This is a genomic window from Calditrichia bacterium (assembly GCA_020634975.1).
Lineage (GTDB): Bacteria > Calditrichota > Calditrichia > RBG-13-44-9 > J075 > JACKAQ01.
This window is the reverse complement of the sequence record JACKAQ010000001.1, coordinates 442,839-462,648: the sequence shown is the minus strand read 5'-3', so window position 1 is coordinate 462,648 and position 19,810 is coordinate 442,839. Positions and strand designations below refer to the sequence as shown.

At 48.4% G+C, this 19,810-nt stretch carries 13 protein-coding genes; 6 read left to right on the top strand and 7 right to left on the bottom strand.

The window, feature by feature from the left end:
• Positions 1-442: 442 nt before the first annotated feature.
• Both H6629_01840 and H6629_01835 read left to right on the top strand, forming a co-directional pair.
• Complete coding sequence (locus H6629_01840; protein ID MCB9066540.1) at positions 443-5,230, top strand: choice-of-anchor J domain-containing protein; 4,788 nt, start codon at positions 443-445, stop codon at positions 5,228-5,230.
• The gene (locus H6629_01835; GenBank protein MCB9066539.1) at positions 5,190-5,615 is read left to right on the top strand and encodes a T9SS type A sorting domain-containing protein; all 426 of its coding nucleotides are present in this window, start codon (positions 5,190-5,192) and stop codon (positions 5,613-5,615) included. The genes H6629_01840 and H6629_01835 overlap by 41 nt, the downstream gene beginning before the upstream one ends.
• 139 nt (positions 5,616-5,754) lie before the next feature.
• On the opposite strand, the gene H6629_01830 is transcribed toward H6629_01835, so the two are convergent.
• Positions 5,755-6,993: a M48 family metallopeptidase gene (locus H6629_01830; GenBank protein MCB9066538.1), complete on the bottom strand. Its 1,239-nt coding sequence runs from the start codon at positions 6,991-6,993 to the stop codon at positions 5,755-5,757.
• Positions 6,994-7,134: 141 nt separating this feature from the next.
• Between H6629_01830 and H6629_01825 the strand changes: the two genes are divergently transcribed.
• From H6629_01825 to H6629_01815, 3 genes are read left to right on the top strand one after another with little or no spacing between them, the layout of a single operon-like run.
• Positions 7,135-8,595, top strand: a complete 1,461-nt coding sequence (locus H6629_01825) for a PQQ-dependent sugar dehydrogenase (protein MCB9066537.1) — start codon at positions 7,135-7,137, stop codon at positions 8,593-8,595.
• Between the two features lie 34 nt (positions 8,596-8,629).
• Positions 8,630-9,472, top strand: coding sequence for a hypothetical protein (locus H6629_01820; protein MCB9066536.1), 843 nt, complete (start codon positions 8,630-8,632; stop codon positions 9,470-9,472).
• Between the two features lie 26 nt (positions 9,473-9,498).
• On the top strand, positions 9,499-10,521 hold the full coding sequence (locus tag H6629_01815) for a zinc-binding dehydrogenase (protein MCB9066535.1): 1,023 nt from the start codon (positions 9,499-9,501) through the stop codon (positions 10,519-10,521).
• On the opposite strand, the gene H6629_01810 is transcribed toward H6629_01815, so the two are convergent.
• Complete coding sequence (locus tag H6629_01810; GenBank protein ID MCB9066534.1) at positions 10,500-11,297, bottom strand: acyltransferase; 798 nt, start codon at positions 11,295-11,297, stop codon at positions 10,500-10,502. The genes H6629_01815 and H6629_01810 overlap by 22 nt on opposite strands.
• A 145-nt stretch (positions 11,298-11,442) precedes the next feature.
• Positions 11,443-12,315, bottom strand: a complete 873-nt coding sequence (locus tag H6629_01805; protein ID MCB9066533.1) for a DUF4097 family beta strand repeat protein — start codon at positions 12,313-12,315, stop codon at positions 11,443-11,445.
• Between the two features lie 255 nt (positions 12,316-12,570).
• Between H6629_01805 and H6629_01800 the strand changes: the two genes are divergently transcribed.
• The gene (locus H6629_01800) at positions 12,571-14,148 is read left to right on the top strand and encodes a sigma 54-interacting transcriptional regulator (GenBank protein MCB9066532.1); all 1,578 of its coding nucleotides are present in this window, start codon (positions 12,571-12,573) and stop codon (positions 14,146-14,148) included.
• A gap of 134 nt (positions 14,149-14,282) precedes the next feature.
• Here the strand turns inward: H6629_01800 and H6629_01795 are convergent, their stop codons facing one another.
• The 4 genes from H6629_01795 to H6629_01780 all read right to left on the bottom strand — a co-directional run bounded on the left by H6629_01795 (position 14,283) and on the right by H6629_01780 (position 19,715).
• Positions 14,283-15,671, bottom strand: coding sequence for a sodium:solute symporter family protein (locus tag H6629_01795; GenBank protein MCB9066531.1), 1,389 nt, complete (start codon positions 15,669-15,671; stop codon positions 14,283-14,285).
• Complete coding sequence (locus H6629_01790) at positions 15,664-16,299, bottom strand: thiamine diphosphokinase (protein MCB9066530.1); 636 nt, start codon at positions 16,297-16,299, stop codon at positions 15,664-15,666. The genes H6629_01795 and H6629_01790 overlap by 8 nt, the downstream gene beginning before the upstream one ends.
• Positions 16,300-16,374: 75 nt before the next feature.
• Positions 16,375-17,241: a sterol desaturase family protein gene (locus tag H6629_01785; GenBank protein ID MCB9066529.1), complete on the bottom strand. Its 867-nt coding sequence runs from the start codon at positions 17,239-17,241 to the stop codon at positions 16,375-16,377.
• A gap of 14 nt (positions 17,242-17,255) precedes the next feature.
• Positions 17,256-19,715: a TonB-dependent receptor gene (locus tag H6629_01780; protein MCB9066528.1), complete on the bottom strand. Its 2,460-nt coding sequence runs from the start codon at positions 19,713-19,715 to the stop codon at positions 17,256-17,258.
• Positions 19,716-19,810 lie beyond the last annotated feature (95 nt).

The window sequence follows — 19,810 nt, the reverse complement described above, 5'->3', positions numbered from 1 at the left end:
CTTTGTTGTAGAATTCTGATTTCCTCGTTTAAACATTGATAAATAAAATACTTATATCCACAACTGAATTGACTGTTTTGACAAAAATATCAAATACTGCATTACAGTTACAGGGTAGAGTCGAGCCCTCAACTTTTCTTCGAAACGACCGTATTATGTCGTTTGAAAATTGCATACCCAAATCTCTTTCTTGTTCTTTCAAAGCTAAACAGTTCTGACAATTACGAAAGCTGTAACCGGGCGTATCGCTGATCGGCGTTCGTATGTTATAGATTGATTACATCACATTTTTTATCTGGTCTTTCAAAAATATCGAATACCAAATATCAACTAACGGATTTATGCAATCGAAGTTTGAAAAAGGAGGTGATTTTAAAAGAACAGTATCATGCCGTACTATTTTTTTTGCACTCATACTAATTTTATGAATGGAGGAAGTTGTATGTTCAGAAAAGTTTCAACCGCTTTACTGATTTTGTTTCTGGTAGGCAACATAGGGTTTGCCCGTCAGGCCAAATCGGTAAAAGAGCAAAGCCCAAAGGGTTCTGACGTTGTTCAGAACAACACCTGGGCAGAACGTGTAGCGGCAACGCAATTGTCCAAACAGACAAGTGCACCGCTTGACGAAGGATTTGAAGGTGGCGCAATTCCGATCACCTGGACTATTTATAATTTCGATGGTGATGCAAAAGAGTGGACAGTGTTGCAAAGTGCAACGAATGCTCACTCCGGTGATTATCACGCATCAATTTCATTTAATGCCGCCGGAAATAATGACTGGTTAATAACACCTGCCCTTATTCCTGTTTCCGGAGATTCAGTGGCATTCTGGGCAAGATCGCGCTCTGCAACTTTTCCTGAAGATTTTAATATTCGCCTATCTTCAACAGGATTAGATTCAGCCGATTTTTCCGTAACTTTGGAAGCAGTGCAAGATTTGGGTGTTATCTATCAACGCTTTGTTTATCCTCTGGAAGCTTATGTCGGCGATACGGTTTATGTTGCAATCCAAAACATTTCCGTTGATGAATGGGAACTGTGGGTTGACGACGTAACCGGACCGGAAGTTTACCTTCCGCCATTCCCGAATTTCACGACGCCCGCAACCGATGTTAATCTGAACCAGGACAATGGTTTGATTGCAGTTGGTAATTCTGCGATGCACGCCGTGCCAATTACCAACACCGGTGGTGGTGACCTGACAATTTCAGATATCACTACCAGCAGCAGCGACATTACCACTGATGTTACTTCTCTGGTAATCCCTGGTGGTGTAACAAGTGAAGTAATGGTAACCTGGGCACCCAGCTCAGTGGCAATGGAAACTGGATGGGTTGCATTTACCCATGATGGCGCATCCTCACCGGATACGGTTACATTTTCATTGCACTCCGTTGCCGAAGGCTCATTTGTCATCGATTTCGAAGCTCCGACCAACACCTGGTTTACAGATGACGGGTATGGCTTTTCGTTAGCCGGCGGAACCAATTTCGGATCGACGGGCCTCAATAATCATTGGGGTGTTACCGGTATGTGGTTCCCAGCAGCAAGCTCGGATACCGTTACTACATGGTCCGCAAAACTGGACTTGACAACCGGTCCCACCGAAATGGGTTTCTACCACAGAGGCGTAACTTCCGGTACCGGTGATGATTCCATTGATGTTATTGTTTCGACAGATATGGGCGCAACCTGGGATGTACTAGGAACCTTGAGCAACTCAGTGTCCGCTTTTGAATATGTTACATTTGATCTTTCCGCATATGCCGGAATCAATGGCGTATGGGTAGGCTGGGATTTTCGTTTCCCGACCGGTCAAACCACTGGAAGCAGTTGGTATATGGACGATTTGGCATTGCCGAATCGCGCTGCCATCCCAATACCTGTGGAAAAATTGCTCATCACCGAAATTGTTGTAACACCCACCGAAGGTGAATTTATCGAAATTTACAATCCGGGTGCAGGTGATGTTGAACTGACCAATTACTATCTCACCGATGCAACTTTCCAGGGTGGTAATACCTATTATTACCAAATCGTAGAAGGTGGCGGTGGTGGTGGCGATTTTGGCGATTTCCATTCCCGTTTCCCTGATGGTGCCATGATCGCTGCAGGTGAATATCAAACCATTGCTCTTTCCGGTGATTCATCATTCTTTGCAACGTATGGTGTTCTACCGACCTATGAATTGTGGGAAGACAGCACCGATTTTGCCAATGATGTTCCGAACATGCTCGAAGCCTTTTCGGGAAGTATTGGCGGTCAGGGTGGACTAACCAATGGCGACGAAGTTGTCATTCTCTACAACTGGGATGGCGAATCGGATTTGGTAACAGATATCGATTATCTGCTGTATAACAGCGGTTCTCCGGTTGCCAATAACGAATTCGTAGATAAAACCGGCGTGATGATTGACGGCCCGGATATCGATTCGGATTCCTCGATGTATGCACCGGACACACCGGGTGCCAGCCAAATGTCTGCATTAAACAATTCGGTTGGTTTCTCCGTGCAGCGTATCGATATGACGGAAGGCGCTCAGAGTAGTGCCGGCGGTAACGGTCTGGACGGCAGCGATGAAACCAGCGAAGATTTGAACAACACCTTCGTAAACAATACCGCACCGACGCCAAACGGACCTTATGTTACTCCGAAACCTCCGGTAACCGGATTGACCGCAAATGCAGGTAATGCGGTTGTGGACCTGAGCTGGATAGCACCGGGAATGCTCGAAAAATTGATCAAAAAATCGGGCAAAGCAGTTGCTCGTGCAGATCAAAACAAAGCTATCGGTAACGATGACGACAATAATGTAACCACAGGCGTAACCAGCGCATTGATTGGCTACAAAGTTTATCGTTCCGAAGATAATACAACCTTTGCACAGCAAGATTCCATTGGTGAAACCACACCCATGTATTCCGACGTAACGGTTACCAACGGCACAACCTACTATTACTATGTGACCGCCGTTTACGATGAAGGCGAAAGCGCAACATCGGATACCGTTATGGCAACGCCTACCGCAGCAGTTGTGTTATTCGAAGAAGTATTTGGCGACACTTTACCGCCGACAGGCTGGCAGGTGATCGACAACGACGGCAGCGGCTCGGCATGGGAATTCCGTCAGATCGTCGCGTTTTCGAGCGGTGACACGGTATTTCCGCAAGCAGGACAGAGCTTCTGGTTCAGCAATTTCAACAATGCCAACGGCTTTTTGATTGACGAATGGCTGATCAGCCCGCAGATTCCTGCCGGCAATTACGAAACGCTGAGCTTTTACGCTGGCTCCATCGGCGGCTCGTTCCCGGATTCGCTGAAAGTGCTGGTTTCGACGACCACCAGCAACCCGGCAGACTTTACCGAGATTGCCTATGTTCTGGTTCCGGGTCCGACCGGTAGCTGGAACGAATTCAGCTTCGATATTTCGGCTTTCTCCGGCTCGTCGATTTATGTGGCGATCAACTACTACATCACCGATGGTGGACCTTCGGGCAGCAACTCGGACAACGTTTGGGTGGATCACCTGACCGTTACCGGCGAAGCCTTGCCGCCGGTGGGCTTGAATCCGCCGCGTCACCTGGATGGTTTTGGCGGTGATCAGGAAGTTCAGTTGAGCTGGCTGGCACCGTTGCCGGATGGCGAACTGGGTTATGACGACGGCAGCGCGGAAACCGGCTTTGGCTTTACCACCACCGGCGCGTTTGCCACCCGTTTCACACCGAATGTATATCCGGCAACCCTGTTGGGTATCAAAACCTACTGGTCGAACATTACCGCCCCGCTGGATAGCGTTCAATATTCTGTTTGGGTGAACCCGACTGGTGGTGATAACCCGCCAACAACGCAAGTTCTGGGACCGGTTGACTACGAAGTGCCGGCTCGTAGCGCATTTGATATCGTAGATATTTCCGGTTCTGCGCTTCAGATTACCGAAGGTGATTTCTATCTTTCCTGGAACCAGCCGGTAGCGACCAACTACGGCATCGGTCTGGATACTGATGGTGCAGACTATGAACGCGCCTGGATTAGTTTTGACGGTGTCAGCTGGTCGAAGCTCAACAGCTTTGGCTTTGACGACAACCTCCTGATCCGTGCACTGGTCATGGAAGGTACCGGCGCCAATGCCCGCATCGTTGAATTACCGCCGGTAAAAGCCTCGGATCTGCTCAGCCGTCAGGAAAAAGCAGCATTGCAGGCACAAAATGATCATCTGTTTGCATCTCAGCAACTGGTTGCAGACAAAGCGCAGCAGCAGATCGAAAAACGCAACAGTGCGACCATCACAGACCTGAACGGTTACAACATCTATCGTTCACTGGACGCAAGCGCCTACACGCTGGTCGGCAGTGCGGATACCGTTGAATACACCGATAGCGGTTTGGTTAACAACGTTGATTATTACTACTACGTCACCGCAGTTTACTCGGAAGGTGAAAGTAACCCGTCGAACGTGGCGATGGCTACGCCCAACGGCAACCCAACAGAAGAGCATACAGCCCTTACTCATACACCGGGCGATCTGCATGCCGCCATGACCAACTGGGGTTATGTGGGCGATGACGGCACCGGCTTTGCTGATGGCGTTAGCTGGAAAGGTCAGAACGGTCTGTATAGCGGCGGGTTGATATTTGGCACCGCCACCGTCGGCAGTGTAAACGGTCTGATCCCCAGTTTCTCTACCGATGGGGATCTCCTTAACACCGGCGGTTATTTTCTTGATGGCTTTACCTCAGACGCTAACTTTGACCAAATCGCTACAGCGGTGATGAACGACAGCGGCGCACCGGTGCCTTACGGCATGGGAATCGTTCAGGAGAGCTACACCAACACCGGTGAAGAATTCATGATTGTCCGTTACGGATTCGTGAACAATACCGGTGCAGCGGTCAGCGACCTGTATGCCGGTATCTTTGTAGACTGGGATATCGCTGATTACACAACCAACCTGGGCGGTTATTCGCTGCCGGAAAACATGGTTTATCAATACGACAACGCCGGTTATTATTACGGTATGAGCGTATTGGATAAAAATGAGTTCTCCGGCGCTCGCGTTACCCTGGATACCCCGCCGACCGATGCCCGCACCGGCTCGTTCCAATACATCACCACGCTGGATGTCAACAGCGTCACCGATCCAGGCGACTATCGCACCTGGATTGGCGCCGGTCCGTTCAGCGCCAACGCGGGTGACACCGTTTGGGCAACTTTTCGGTATCGTCGCTGGTGATGACCTTCAGGGTCTGAAAGACAACGCCTATGCTGCCAGCCAGAAAGCGCTTTCGGTAGGCTTTATTGATGTTCCGGTTGGTATCGGTGATGACGATCAGTTGCCGACAGTATTCTCACTGGAACAAAACTACCCGAACCCCTTCAACCCGAGCACCACGTTGAAGTATGCATTACCGACCAACGCTGATGTTCGGTTGGAAATCTACAACGTTCTGGGTCAGTTGGTAAAAGTACTGGTAGATGCAGACCAGACCGCCGGATTCAAAACGGCTATCTGGGATGGCACCAACCAATACGGCGAAAAAGTTGCTAGCGGTATCTACATCTATCGCATCAAAGCAGCTGATTTCGTTCAGTCCAAGAAAATGATCCTGATGAAGTAAGCTTCTTCAAGATTCAGTTTCTGAAGTAACATTTAACCGCCGGGTGGAATTTCTGCCCGGCGGTTTTTTTTATCAAATTGAAGGGAGTGGGTTCGGAATGTTAAAATATGTGTGATCGAAACTCAATAAAATCAATCAATTAAAGCTGCAGGCTCCGCAATGCCCGAATGCGTTCCAAAACCGGCGGATGTGAATAGTTGAGGAAAACATAAAATGGGTGAGGCGTAAGGTTGGATAGGTTGTTCGCCGAAAGTTTCTTCAATGCGCTGATCATATTCGATGAATTTTGAGTGGTTTCCGCAGCAAATTGGTCGGCTTCAAATTCATTTTTGCGAGAAAACATCTGCATAAAAATTCCCAAAATTTCGCTGATCGGCGAAAACAGCATCCCGAAAAAAATGAATCCGGCATAAATGGACATATTTTCCATATAAAATGCATCAAATAATCCGCTGTGGTTCAAAAAAATCGACAGCAGAAAGAACATCACACCGGTGTGTAAAATGCTGATAATCATGCCCTGTAAAATATGCTTCTTTTTATAATGCCCGATCTCATGCGCCAAAATTGCCACAAGTTCCGCAACGCTGTGTTTTTCAATCAGCGTATCAAACAGTGCAATGCGTTTGTGTTTGCCAAATCCTGTAAAAAATGCATTGGATTTCGCCGATCGTTTGGAGCCATCCATCACAAATAAATTATCCAGCGGGAAATGCACTTTTTGGGCATAATTCATGATTTCGCGGCGCAACTCGCCATCTTCCAGCGGTGTAAATTTGTTGAACAGCGGCATAATCCAGGTTGGCGCAATAAATTGCATGAAAATGGTAAACAGCGTCACCGCGATCCAGCAATACAGCCAGGCGTTTGCACCGGCAAATTGGAAAAACGCCAGAATGCCGCCGAGCAGCGCACCGCCGATCACAACACCCAGCAACAGCCCTTTCAGCATATCCAGCACAAAAGTTTTGGGCGTGGTTTTGTTGAAACCGAAACGGGCTTCAATAACAAATGTGGAATAGATGGAAAAAGGCAGATTTAAAACGGTGTTGGCAATCAGCAAAATGCCAATGTAAAACAACCCGGTGAAAATCTCGCTAAAACCCCACTGGCGAACCAGCAAATCCAGCCAATTGAATCCGCCGGAAAACCAGAAAACCAGCGTAACGATCAGGCTAAATGTGGCGTAAATCAGCCCGAAACGCGTTTTGACGCGGGTGTATTCCTGCGATTTCCGATATTTTTCCTGATCAAAAACATCGCTAAATTCCGTTGGTAACTCGTCTCGCAATGCCTTTAAATTCAGCAATTCGGTGATTAAATCCAAAATGTAGCTCAACAGCAGAGTGGCTAAAATGATAATGGCGTATGTGTTCATTATTTTCCTTTTTATTTGATAATTTTGAGCTTTATCCGGCTGAAAATAGATTCAAAATCCGGTTGAAAAAATAATTTCTTGAAAAACGTTACAATTTAGCGCATTTTAATAAACCGCCAGAATTTATCAAATCTCATTCAAATGAGGAAACATATGAATACAATTTCCAAATTATTGATACTATTAATGGTTGCATCGATAAATATGTACAGCCAGGTTACGCTGGATGTGGCTTTCCCGAATCTCACTTTCAGTCGCCCGGTCGATTTGCAGAATGCCAGTGATGGCACCAATCGCATTTTTGTGGTCGAACAATCGGGAATCATCCGCGTTTTCCCCAACGATCCGTCAGTTGCGACTGCGGCAATTTTTTTGGATATCCGCAATAAAGTGGATGATTCCAGCAACGAAGAAGGGTTACTGGGACTGGCGTTTCACCCGGATTTTCCGGACAGCGCCTATTTTTACATCAACTACACGGCAACCAACCCCAATCGCAGCGTCATTGCGCGATACGCCATTTCGCAAAACGACCCAAATGCAGCCGACCCCAACAGTGAGTTGGTGCTGCTGGAAATCGACAAGCCATATAGCAATCACAACGCGGGTGCGCTGGCTTTTGGCCCGAATGACGGTTTTCTCTACATCACCACTGGCGATGGCGGCGATGGCGGCGATCCGTTAAACAACGGCCAAAACCGTTCAACGCTGTTGGGATCTATTTTGCGAATCGATGTGGATAGCATCGAGAATGGCAAAAACTATGCAATTCCGGAAGATAACCCATTCAAAGGAAACAGCAGCGGCTGGCGCGAAGAAATTTTTGCCTACGGATTGCGCAATCCCTGGCGGATCAGCTTTGATCCGGAAACCGGCTGGTTGTGGGCCGGCGAAGTGGGTCAAAACCAAATTGAGGAAGTTAATATTATCGAAAATGGCAAAAATTATGGCTGGCGACTGATGGAGGGAAATCAGTGTTACAATCCGCCAAATTGTGATACAGCCGGGCTAACGCTCCCTATTTGGCAATATACGCACAGTTTGGGACAGTCAATTACCGGCGGATATGTCTATCGCGGCAGCGAAATTGAGGAATGGGTTGGCAGTTACGTTTATGCAGATTATGTCAGCGGGCGAATTTGGCTGCTCAACTATGATGGCAGCTCACCCGCCACAAATGCTTTGTATGATGATACGAATTTGTTCATTTCCAGTTTTGGCGTGGACGAATCGCGCGAATTGTATCTTTGCGCATTTAACGGGAGAATTTACCGCTTTAATGCGAACCCGAACGGTGTAACGCCGGAACCGTCGTTGCCGCAGGGGTTCAGGCTTCGGCAAAATTTTCCCAATCCGTTCAATCCTGCAACAAATATTCCGTTCGAATTAACGCAGAATGCGTCCGTAAAACTGGCAATTCTGGATGCCAACGGACGGGAAGTGATCAACTGGAATTGGTCGCAGCTTACGCCGGGAAACCACTCGGTTAATTGGAGCGGCGTTAATTTTCGAAATGAACCGGTTGCCGGTGGCAGCTATTTTTATCGGTTGACAGTGGATGGGCGGCACAGCCAAACGCGCAAATTAACGCTGGTTAAATAGTTGTTATTAAATGATTAACGATAAAAAACATGAAATGACAAATAACATTGTGCTCGATTCCAAACAATTACCGATTCAAATTTACGGGATCGATTTTAGCGGCGCTGCGCTCGCCGGAAATGCCATCTGGATTACGGAAGCAACGGCTGATGGTGAAACGCTCACCATCAAAAAGTGCAAAAACGCGGCTGAATTTTTGGATTGTTCGTCAAAAAGAGAACTTGTTTTACCGGCGCTTTGCCGGTTTATCGCGGATCAAAAAAATGCCGTTTTGGGACTGGATGTTGCATTCAGCATTCCGCTCGGCATGTTTCCCGAATCGACATGGCAACAATTTGCGGCCAATTTTCCGGAGAAATTTGCATCGGCGGATCAATTCCGGAACCACTGCCGCGATGTTTTTCCCGGTTCGGAAGTGAAACGGTTGACCGATCTGGAAACACAAACGCCGTTTTCGCCTTACAATTTGCGGATGTATCGCCAAACCTATTACGGTATTCGCGACGTGCTTTCGCCATTGGTGAAAAATAACGCCGCGCGAGTGGTTCCCATGCAGCAACCCGAAGGAAATTTGCCGGTTTTGCTGGAATGTTGCCCGGCTTCGCTGCTCAAAAAAATGAAATTATACGCGCCGTACAAAACCAAAGCGGATCAGGAAAATGCGCATCGCAGGCTGATTTTTGAAACGATTGTTGGGCAAAACGGCATTAAAATGGGTGATCCGAATATTCGTGAACGGGTGCTGGCAGATGCCAAAGGCGATGCACTGGACAGCCTGCTTTGCGCAATTATCGTAGTGAAACAACTTTGCAATCCCAAAGGTTTGTTACCCGAAGATATTGAAAAATATAAACTTGAAGGAATGGTTTATTCATAAAAAATGTGAGGTGATTTATGGAAAAAATGAACGCGCTTGTTTTCGAAAAGCCCGATGGCATCGATGCACTGGCATTTCGGGAAGTTGATTATCCAAAACCGGCAGCCGGTGAAGTTGTCGTTAAAGTTGAAGCATCTGCACTTAATCACCGAGATGTCTGGATTACTCAGGGATTGTATGCCGGCATCAAAACGCCAATTATTTTAGGCTCGGATGGCGCTGGAACGGTATACGAATTGGGCGAAAATGTGCCGGAAAACTGGCTCCACAAACCGGTTCTTATAAATCCGTCGCTCAATTGGGGCGACAATCTGCGGGCGCAACAGAAAAAATTTCGCATTTTAGGTTTGCCGGATAACGGCGTTCAGGCGGAATTTGTGTGTGTGCCGGTAGAAAATATTGTGCAAAAACCGGATTATCTGAGCTTCGCTGAAGCCGCAGCCATCCCGTTGGCGGGGCTGACCGGATACCGGGCGCTATTCACTCAGGGCAATTTGCAAGCCGGACAAACCGTGCTCATCACCGGTATTGGCGGTGGCGTTGCTTCGCTGATGCTGCTGATGGCGGTTGCAGCCGGCGCAAATGTGCTGGTTACATCCGGCAACGAAGAAAAGATCGAACGGGCGAAATCTGCCGGAGCGATCGGCGGGGCCAATTATCGCAGTGACGATTGGGCAGAAAAAATTAGTGCTGCAGCCGGTGAAAATGGGGTAGATTTGATTATCGATAGTGCCGGTGGCGAAGGATTTGATAACCTGTTAAATATCGTCAATCCGGGCGGGAAAATTGTGTTCTTCGGAGCGACTGCCGGAAATCCGCCGGGTATCAATTTGCGCAAAATTTTCTGGAAACAGGTGACCGTACAGGGCACAACCATGGGCACTCAAACAGATTTTTCAGAAATGGTACATTTTTTTGAAAAACACCACATTCATCCGCTGGTTGACGGTCCGTTCGATTGGCAGGATTACCCCGATGCATTCCGGCGCATGGCATCCGGTGAGCAATTCGGGAAAATCGTGGTGCGTCACGATGTCAGCGGTTCATAAAATTCCGGGCGACGGTCGCCAAGAATATCGTTGGTTGCGGTGATGGATTTTTGCCGTGCCAATTCCGGATTTATTTCTGTGATGAACAACGTCGTTTTTTGAGATGGCGCGCGGTTCAGCAATACGCCTTTTGGTGCGACAACCTGGCTTTTTCCGGTGAAACGCAATTCGCCGTGCGGGCGAACGTCTTTCCCGAAACGGTTGCAGGTGATTGCAAAAATATTGTTCTCCAAACAACGCGATAACATGGTTTGCTGGCAATATGCCAGCACCAGATTCGATGGATGGCAAATAATATCCGCACCCAAAACTGCCAGCGTACGGGTAACTTCCGGAAAAATCCAGTCGAAACAAACCATAATGCCGATGGTTGCGCCGCGCACGTTTTGCACCGATAACGGTGTGTCGCCGGGATCGAAACAGTGTTTTTCTCCACTGAACAAATGAATTTTCCGATAGGTGTGCAGCAAACCTTCCGGACCGATCAGCAGGGCGCTGTTAAAGCATTTATCCGCCTGCTTTTCTGCAAATCCGGTAACGATGTGCAAATTACGGCTGCGGCAAAGGTCGATCAGCGTGGCAACCGTTGGCGATTGTTGCGGGTTTTCCGATAACGTCAGGGTTTCCGCCCGATCCCGGAAATGGTAGCCGGAAAACGGCAATTCCGGCAACACAATCAAATCTGCTTCCACAGATTTAAGCGCATTTACAACGGTTTTCAGGTTGTGCTGAATGTTGCCGAAACGGGGGCGAAACTGGAAATATCCCACTTTCATGATTGTTTGCTCCAACGTTGATGGTTGTTTTTCCGCAATTTATGCGCGAAAAAAAAACGCGCTTTTTTTGCTCATTGGCAAATATAAGCGCGTTCCGGGAATTGTAAAAGTGCGGAATGGATTTCTTTTTCAATTTTATGTGGGATCAAAATCCAGTTATAACAATCGATCCGTTGACGGTTTGCAAGTGAATTTTTCCCGCGCCGCCATTCAACATTCCGGTGACCGAATGCTCCCCAAAATTCGCATTTTCCAATAGCAAATTAACCAGCCGGATGGTGCCGTTGGTTGTGCCGGCACTAAGTTCCGCCGATGTTACAACAGGGATTCGCAACGAAATAGAGCCGTTTACCACGTGCAATTTGCAAAATTCTTCGTCGGATAAAATAACTTCTGCGGAAATATTGCCGTTTACCAACGCAGTTTCCACATTGCCGTTAATATTTTCCAGTGTAATGTTGCCGTTGGTCAAATCTGCTACAACATCATGTTCAATGTTAGAAATAGTAATATTGCCGTTGCTGTGAGTCGCCCGGACGGCATTCGTCATATCTGAAATGGAAATATTCCCGTTCAGCAATTCAACTTCTGTCGTCCAATTGACGGGAATTCGCACCACATAATTTACGGTGTATTCGCGCCCGCGAGAGCTTTCCGGCTGATCGGTTTGAATAACCAATTGGCTCGCTTCCCGCACAATCTTCACCTGTAAATAGTCCAATTCACGAAGCGCATCGCCGCGACTGTCGGATTCAACCTGTTTTTCGCCCGAGAGCAGGCATTGCCCGGTTAACTGTGGATCGCCGATAATTTCGATGTCGCCATTTAATCCAATCACTTTGAGGGATAAATATTCTGTAACGGAAAGGTCAAAGGAAAAATCTTCACTCGCGGTGTAACGTCTGCCATAGTTGTCACCGTAAATCGGATCATGATCGCAGCCGGAAGCGGCAAAAAATAAAATTGCAACGGTGAAAACCAGCAGCTTCGAGACAGAAATGCGTTGATTTTGGTGCATCACATTTGCCTCCTTTAAATCTTAAGTTGAAAACGCCATTAATTTTTTAACGCGCTGAATTAAAAATAGATACGAATTATCTTTATTGCCGATAAAAACCAACTTACATGCCATGCAGAAAATGTTTCGTGATTTACGACGCATATCACCTTAAAATGTTGTTTAGGGCGAAAATCCCGCGATTCGGGATTTTTGGGGTTTGCTAATGCTTTTGTCGATATTTTTTTGTAGATTCGACAAAAATGACGAATTCAAATGAAATTGGAAACAAAAATGCCATCGAGCGAACAAAAAATTGATCAATTGACCCATGAAAATCAACTGCTCCGCGAGCAGGTTCAGGATTACGAAAAAGTTTATCGCGTGTTGGAAGCGGTCAGCTCATCGCTGAATGTGAATGAGCTGATTGAACACATCACCAACGAGGCATTGCAACTGTGTGTGGCGGATCAGGGGGCGATTCTGCTGTTCGATCCCGCAGGAGAAAGTGAAGCCAAAACGCTCATTCGCCGCGCGGAAAATGCGGATGTGAAGCTGGATCATTTTTTGAATATGCTGCTCGGCGGTTGGGTGACGAAACACAATCAATCGTATTTATCTGACAATATTACAGAGCTTATTGGCGATAAATTTATTAAAGATAAATACCGGAGTATCAGCTCCGTGCTCAGCGTTCCGCTGAAAACCGGAGGGGAAATTATTGGCGTGCTCAACCTCATTCGCCAAAACGGACAACCGTTTGCCGAGCGCGAATTGCGGTTGCTAACGGTTTTGGCAACCATCTTCGGGCAGTTCATCCACAACGCCCGTTTTCACGATGAGATTTTTAATGAAACGTTGCGGCTGCGGCAGGAAGTGCAGGAGCGATACGATTATCACGGGATTATCGGTAGCAGCCCGCAAATGCGCTCTGTTTTTGCGCTGCTGGAACGGGTCGTTCCGACCGATGCCCGCGTGATCATCGAGGGAGAAAGCGGTACTGGAAAAGAGCTGATTGCCAAAGTGATTCATTATAACGGCCCGCGTGCCACAAAGCCGTTTGTGGCGATCGACTGCGGTGCGTTGCCGGCAAATTTGCTGGAAGGCGAGTTGTTTGGTTATCTGAAAGGCGCGTTCACCGGTGCCATCCGAGATAAAAAAGGGCTGTTCGAAGTCGCCAACGGCGGCACGCTGTTTCTGGATGAAATCGCCAACATGCCGTTGGAAGTGCAGAGCAAATTTCTCCGCGCCATTCAGGAAAGCGAAATTCGTCCGCTCGGCAGCACCCAAACCAAAAAAGTGGATGTGCGGATCATTTCCGCCGGCAGCAGCGAGTTGAATGAAAAAATTAAATCCGGCGAATTCCGGCAGGATCTTTTTTACCGGCTGAACGTGGTTGCCATTAAATTGCCACCGCTGAAAGATCGCAAAGGCGATGTGGCTATTCTCGCCGATCATTTTTTGGAAAAATTAGCCAAACGGCACAATAAATCCATCAAAGGGTTTAAGCCGGATACGCTGGCGCATCTGGAGGCGTATCAATGGCCGGGAAATGTGCGGGAGCTGGAAAATATTCTGGAGCGAATGGTGATTTTGGCGGATGAGCCACACGATCTTCTGCCGGTGGAATTGTTGCCCAACGAGATTCGTCCGGTAGATGTGCCGACCCGTTTCGGCGATCCGGATGCCAATGCACCGGACATCAAAGTGCGCAAAGAGGCATACGAAAAAACAATGTTGCTGGAGGCGCTCACCCGCAACGACTGGAACCAGTCTGCCGCCGCGCGGGAACTGGGCATTTCCGAACGCAGCGTGCGATACAAAATGCAAAAACTTGGGCTGGAAAAACCGTAGTTCTTTGCCGCAATTGGCACTTTGTAAATATTCTTTCTGAAGTTAAATATTTTAGCCACAGAGTCACAGAGGGGCACAGAGATTTTTTAAATAATTTATTCTCTGTTGTCTCTGCGTTCTTCGCGCCTTTGCGGCTAATTATCTTTTCTGAAAATTCCCAAACCAAAAACAATCACCGAAAACAGCATCCCCGGATACATCGGCGGGATATCGTATGCAAATGCGAGATTTGCGAGCGAATCGCTACCCATCGCTGAAAAAAGCAGCCAGCTGAAACTCACCGCAAACGCGCCAATCAGATTGATATTCACCCAAAATTTACCCGGATTTGCCGCCGGAAAATAACAGGCAACCAACGGCAGGAGCATCGGCGGGATAAAAATATTGCCGATGAGCAGCCAGATGTTAATCACTGACGGCACGGCAATCGCCAAACCGATGGAAATAATTGCGCTGATCGCCAGTCCGGTGCGTAGCAGCGATACGCCGTTGGGTTTGCGCCATTTGCCGATCAAATCGTGCCCGATGGTGATGGCAGACAATAGCGAAAAGCTGTCCACCGTGGACATGATTGTCGCCAGCAATCCGGTGAGAAACAGCCCGGAAAGCAGCGGCGGCAGCACTTCGTGACCCAACACCGGGAACGACAGCGCCGGGGAAACGCCGCTCCCGTCGAGCAACGCCCGCGCATAAAGTCCGCAGGAAGTGGTCAGAAAATCGAACATTAGCCAGAATCCGACGGACGCAAGAATGCCGTTTCTGGCAATTTTCGGGGATTTTGCGGCGGCGCAGCGTTGGTGAAATCCGGGATCGACGAATGTCCACGCGGCGATGAAAAACCACACGAGCATCGTTTGCACGGAATTGCCGCCGTGCCAGGTGAGGTGCAGTTCTGGTAAATTTGATTGCAGAAACCCGATGCCGCCGTTTTCGCCAACCAAAAAACCGAACAATAAAATAAAACCACCGAACATCAATAAAAACTGTAGTTTATCGGTGCGAACGACGGCGTGAAATCCGCCGTTCAAAACGTAAATCATCGAAAATAGCGTGCCCAAAATGATGCAAATCCACAGGCTCCAGCCGGTAATCCACATCAGCAGAAAACCGACCATCAGCACGTATGGCGCTGGCAACACCATAAAAAATGTGAAGATTGCACTGAGCACGCCGCCGGTTTTTCCGAAGTGATGGAAAAATTGGTCCGGGATGGAGAGCATCGGCGCGGACTGGATTTTTGGCGCAAAAACGAACGCAAAAATCAGCGCAAAAATGTAGTAGGGGAGACCGAAAACAATCCAGTTGGACACGCCATACAGCCAGGTGAATTCGCCGACGCCCAGAATGCCGCCATACCAGGTGGTCACCAACGTGGCGATGAACGCGGGAAAAGTGAGCTGTCGTCCGCCGAGCATGAAGTTTTCGGCGTTGTTGTCGCCATCGCGTTTGCGAATGCCGATCGCCAGTATAGCCGCGAGATACAATAAAATCGGGAGAATTTCGAGGATGTGTAAGTTATTCATTTACAAATACTAACAGTATGCCGGATTCAATGGAAACACGAACATGGGCTTCCCGAAAAACATTGCTGCAACCCTCTCGGACGCCCATTGCCAGCGTTTCGTTGCGCAGTTCCCATTGTAATCCGGCGGTGGTTACACCCGCCACTGCGCCGAGCGGAATCAGCGAAACGGTTTGCCCGGGTTTTCCGGTGAACGTCCATTTATCGCGAACGATGAAAATTTGCGAATTTGCGTCAAAAATCTGCAAATTGAGCTGCTGATCAAAATGGCAGAGCACGGAAAAATTGTTCAGCGAGTGATCAAACCGTTTTCCGGTGATGCCCAAAACCGTGACGGATACTGCGCCGGAGTCAACGCAAAAATCGAGCGCTTTGTGCAGATCGTTGATTTCCTGCGACGGGCGATGCAACAATTGCGCATCCGGCAACTTTTCGCGGATTTCCGGTGTGATCGAATCGAGATCGCCGATGACGACATCCGGCAAAATCCCGAATTTGAGCGCGTTTGTTGCGCCGCCGTCCGCCGCAACAATCTGATCAAAATTGAGTTTGCGAATCCGCTCAATTTCAGCAGATGTTACTTCGCCGTTGGCGAAAAGCAACAGGCTTTTTGATTTATCGGTGCTCAAAATGTGCTTTTTCTAATTTAAAATTTTGCATTTAACGCCAGTTTTAAACCCTGCGTTAACAATGGTTTACGCGACTCATTGAGTGAGTTCCGCACGTAATTGTGCAGTGGTTTTCCGGCTGCCGTCGTGGCTCCATCCTGGCGGACCGAAAATGTAGCCGAGCCGCTGCCGCAGCGAAAGCCCTTTCCGCGAGGCATCGCGGATCATGTCCTGCCATTCGTGAAAAGCGATTTTCACCGGATTGAAGCTGTTGAGATTTTTCGTTAATCCATAAATCGGGCGCTCGTCCTCTTCGATAAATGTGCCAAACATGCGATCCCAAATGATCAAAATCCCGGCGTGATTGCGGTCGAGATATTTCACATCCGACGCGTGATGCACCCGGTGGTGCGATGGCGTGTTCCAGAACCATTCCAGAAATCCCAGTTTGCCAACGGCTTCGGTGTGGATCCAGAATTGGTAAATCAGGCTAACTGATTGCATCGTCATCACCATCAGCGGGTGAAATCCGAGCAACGGCAGCCACAGCCAGAAAACGAAACTGAGGTTCAACGCGCCGGTCCAGGTTTGGCGCAGCGCAGTGGATAAATTGTATTTCTGCGAAGAATGGTGCGTCACGTGCGCCGCCCAAAAAAATCGCACGTTGTGCGATGAAAAATGGAACAGCCAATAAGTAAAATCTTCCAGAAAAAAGAGCAGCACCCAAGCCCACAACGCATCCGCCGGAACAGTAAAAAAGCGGAATTCATACGCCAAAAAGTATGCGCCCAAAATGGGAATTTTGGTGAATAATTTGATGATCACATTACCGATGCCCATCGTCAGGCTGGCGACGGTATCTTTGAAATCATACAATTCCGCATCCTGCCAGGCGCTAAACAGCACCTCGATCACCATCAGCAAAATGAATCCGGGAATGGCGTAGTGGATAAGGTTAGGCATTGTTTTTACTCCGGTTACAATTCTATTTTCGCATTCACGAAAAAGTGGCGCTCCGCTGCAGGGAAGAAATCCGAACCTTCGCCGTGTGCGATATATAGTTTATCAAAAATATTGCGAACATGCAATTGGAGCAAAAAGCCTTTGCGGCTTTGCAAAAACCGTCCGAGGTCGTAACCCAAAACGCCGTGAAAAACCGTGTGCGCATCCACCGTATGTTGCTCATTTTCGAAATTGTCGGTGTAAAATTTGCCGACATGCTGCATCGCCAGCGATGCCTCAAATCCCCGATACTGCACATTTGCCCGAGCGTTCGCCAGAAAATCCGGGAATCCGGCGATGGCGTTGCCGTCCAGTTTTTGTTCGAGCACGATGCCATCGTCGTCGTAATCGAAAACGGAATATTTTTTCAATTCATTTTGGCTGAAAGTCATATTTCCGGAGAGCGACAGCCAGTTGGTCGTCTGCACATTTGCGGCGAATTCGATGCCCGCGTGCAGACTTTGCGGCGCGTTTCCGGTGATGGGCTGACCGAACCGGTCGAGTTGCCCACTTTTGACAATTTCATCACGGAAGTCCATATAAAACAAATTGATATGACCTTCGGTGCGAGTGCCCAAATAGCTCAATCCCAGCTCAACATCGTTCAATTTTTCCGGTTCGATGAACGGATTATCGAAATCGAAACTGCCGTCCGCATTTTGCTCAAATTGGGGAACTACCGCGCCCCATGCGATGGGCGTGCTGGCTTCTGCGGCGTCGTAATAATTTTTCAATCGCGGTTCGCGACTGGTGCGGGAAAAGCTGCCGAAAACACTCAATTCCGGTGTGAAATTGTATTGCACGCCGATACGCGGATTCAAAAATGTGAAATTCACATCGAACTCAGTGCCGGTAAATTTTTCGTCAAACAGTTTGTATCGCTGCATCACCAATTGCAAAGCGGCGTTCAGATTAATGCGTTTGTTCAGGCGATAAGTGCTGAAAATATAAGGTGATAGCACATCTTTCCCACCTTTGTATTCGTAATAGCGGCGTTCGCCGATGTAGTCGCGACCGTTCCATTCGCCGGAGGTTGCCACCGGCAAATCGTCGCTGCCATCCTGAATGCGTCCCCAATGCAGCGAGCGATGGGTGCGCAATTCTGTTCCGGCAATCAACTGCCCGCGATCGTGCTGCCATGTCACATTCGGGAACCAGCCAAACTGGTTGTTTTCCACATTCGCGCGAATAATGACGTCGCTGGCGTATTGCTCCGTCGGGTCACCTTCCACATCGAACCCGAATTCCGGTGTGAGCCGATAATAGCTGAACGGTGCCCAATTGCCCTGATAATCAAAAAATCCATCGCCCCTGATGTAAAACAGCGTGTTGTTCAGCGTGGTTTTTTCGCCTAACTGCCAGGTATTGATCAGTTCGAGATGCGGCTGGTTGAAATTTTCGATTTCGCGCGGATCGTTGATGTAATTGGTTTTTCGCAATTCCGGGTCTTCCGCTTCCGCTTTGGAGATGCCGTAATACGCCAGTTCATCCTCGATCGGTCCGCCGTAAAACTGCAATTTGGTGGTCGATGTTTCGCCAAAATACGCCGCGCCGAAAAAATAGCTTTTGAAGTCGAGCGCAGATGATTCGCGATAACCATCTGTTTTTATTTGTGATAGCCGCGCATTTACCACCCAGCGATCGTTGATCAGCCCGGAATTTGCGCCAACCGAAAATTTGGTTGTGCCGTAGCTGCCGCCGCCGCTGTAAATTGACAATCGTTTGTCCGGCGAAAACGCGTTGGTGATAATATTTACCGATCCGCCGATTGCCGGCGGTCCGTAAAATGCACTGCCTGCGCCGCGCTGCACCTGAATATCTTCCACATTTCCCATAAAATCCGGGAAATCCACCCAGTACACGTTGTGATCTTCCGGGTCATTTTGCGGCACACCGTTGATCATGACGGAAATGCGCCGCTGGTCGAAACCGCGAATGCTCATGTAAGTGTAGCCGAGTCCGCTGCCGTTTTCCGAATAATAGGTGGTTGAGGGCAGCTCGCTGAGCAGCACCGGAATATCCTGGGCGTAATATCGTGTTTCAATTTCTTCGTTGGTGAGGGTGGAAAATGCTGCCGGCGTTTCACCTTCAATCGCGCGGGTGGCGACGATGTTCACCGCTTTTCCCGCCAACGGCGTTGGTGCAAGCGATATTTTCACCGGCTCTGTGTTTCGGGAAACGCTGACGATTCGCTGAAAATTTTTATATCCCAAAAAGTTTACGGAAATCTGGTGATCGCCGAAGGATACATTTCTCAGGGTGAAAAATCCGTCCGAATCTGTGGTTGTACCGATGCCCAATGCCGGAATTGTGACGTTCGCGCCAACCAGTGGTTCGCCGGTTTTGGCGTCTGTCACCACGCCGGAAAATTGTCCGCTCTGTGCGAACAGATGTATCGTTAAAAAAAGTAATGCCGTTAAAATGAATCGAAACATACAGTTAACCCCGCTAATTTGTAAATGTTGAATCGATCCGGAATAAAAAAAAACGCCGTTCTCTACGAAGGAAAACGGCGTTCACATGAAATTGA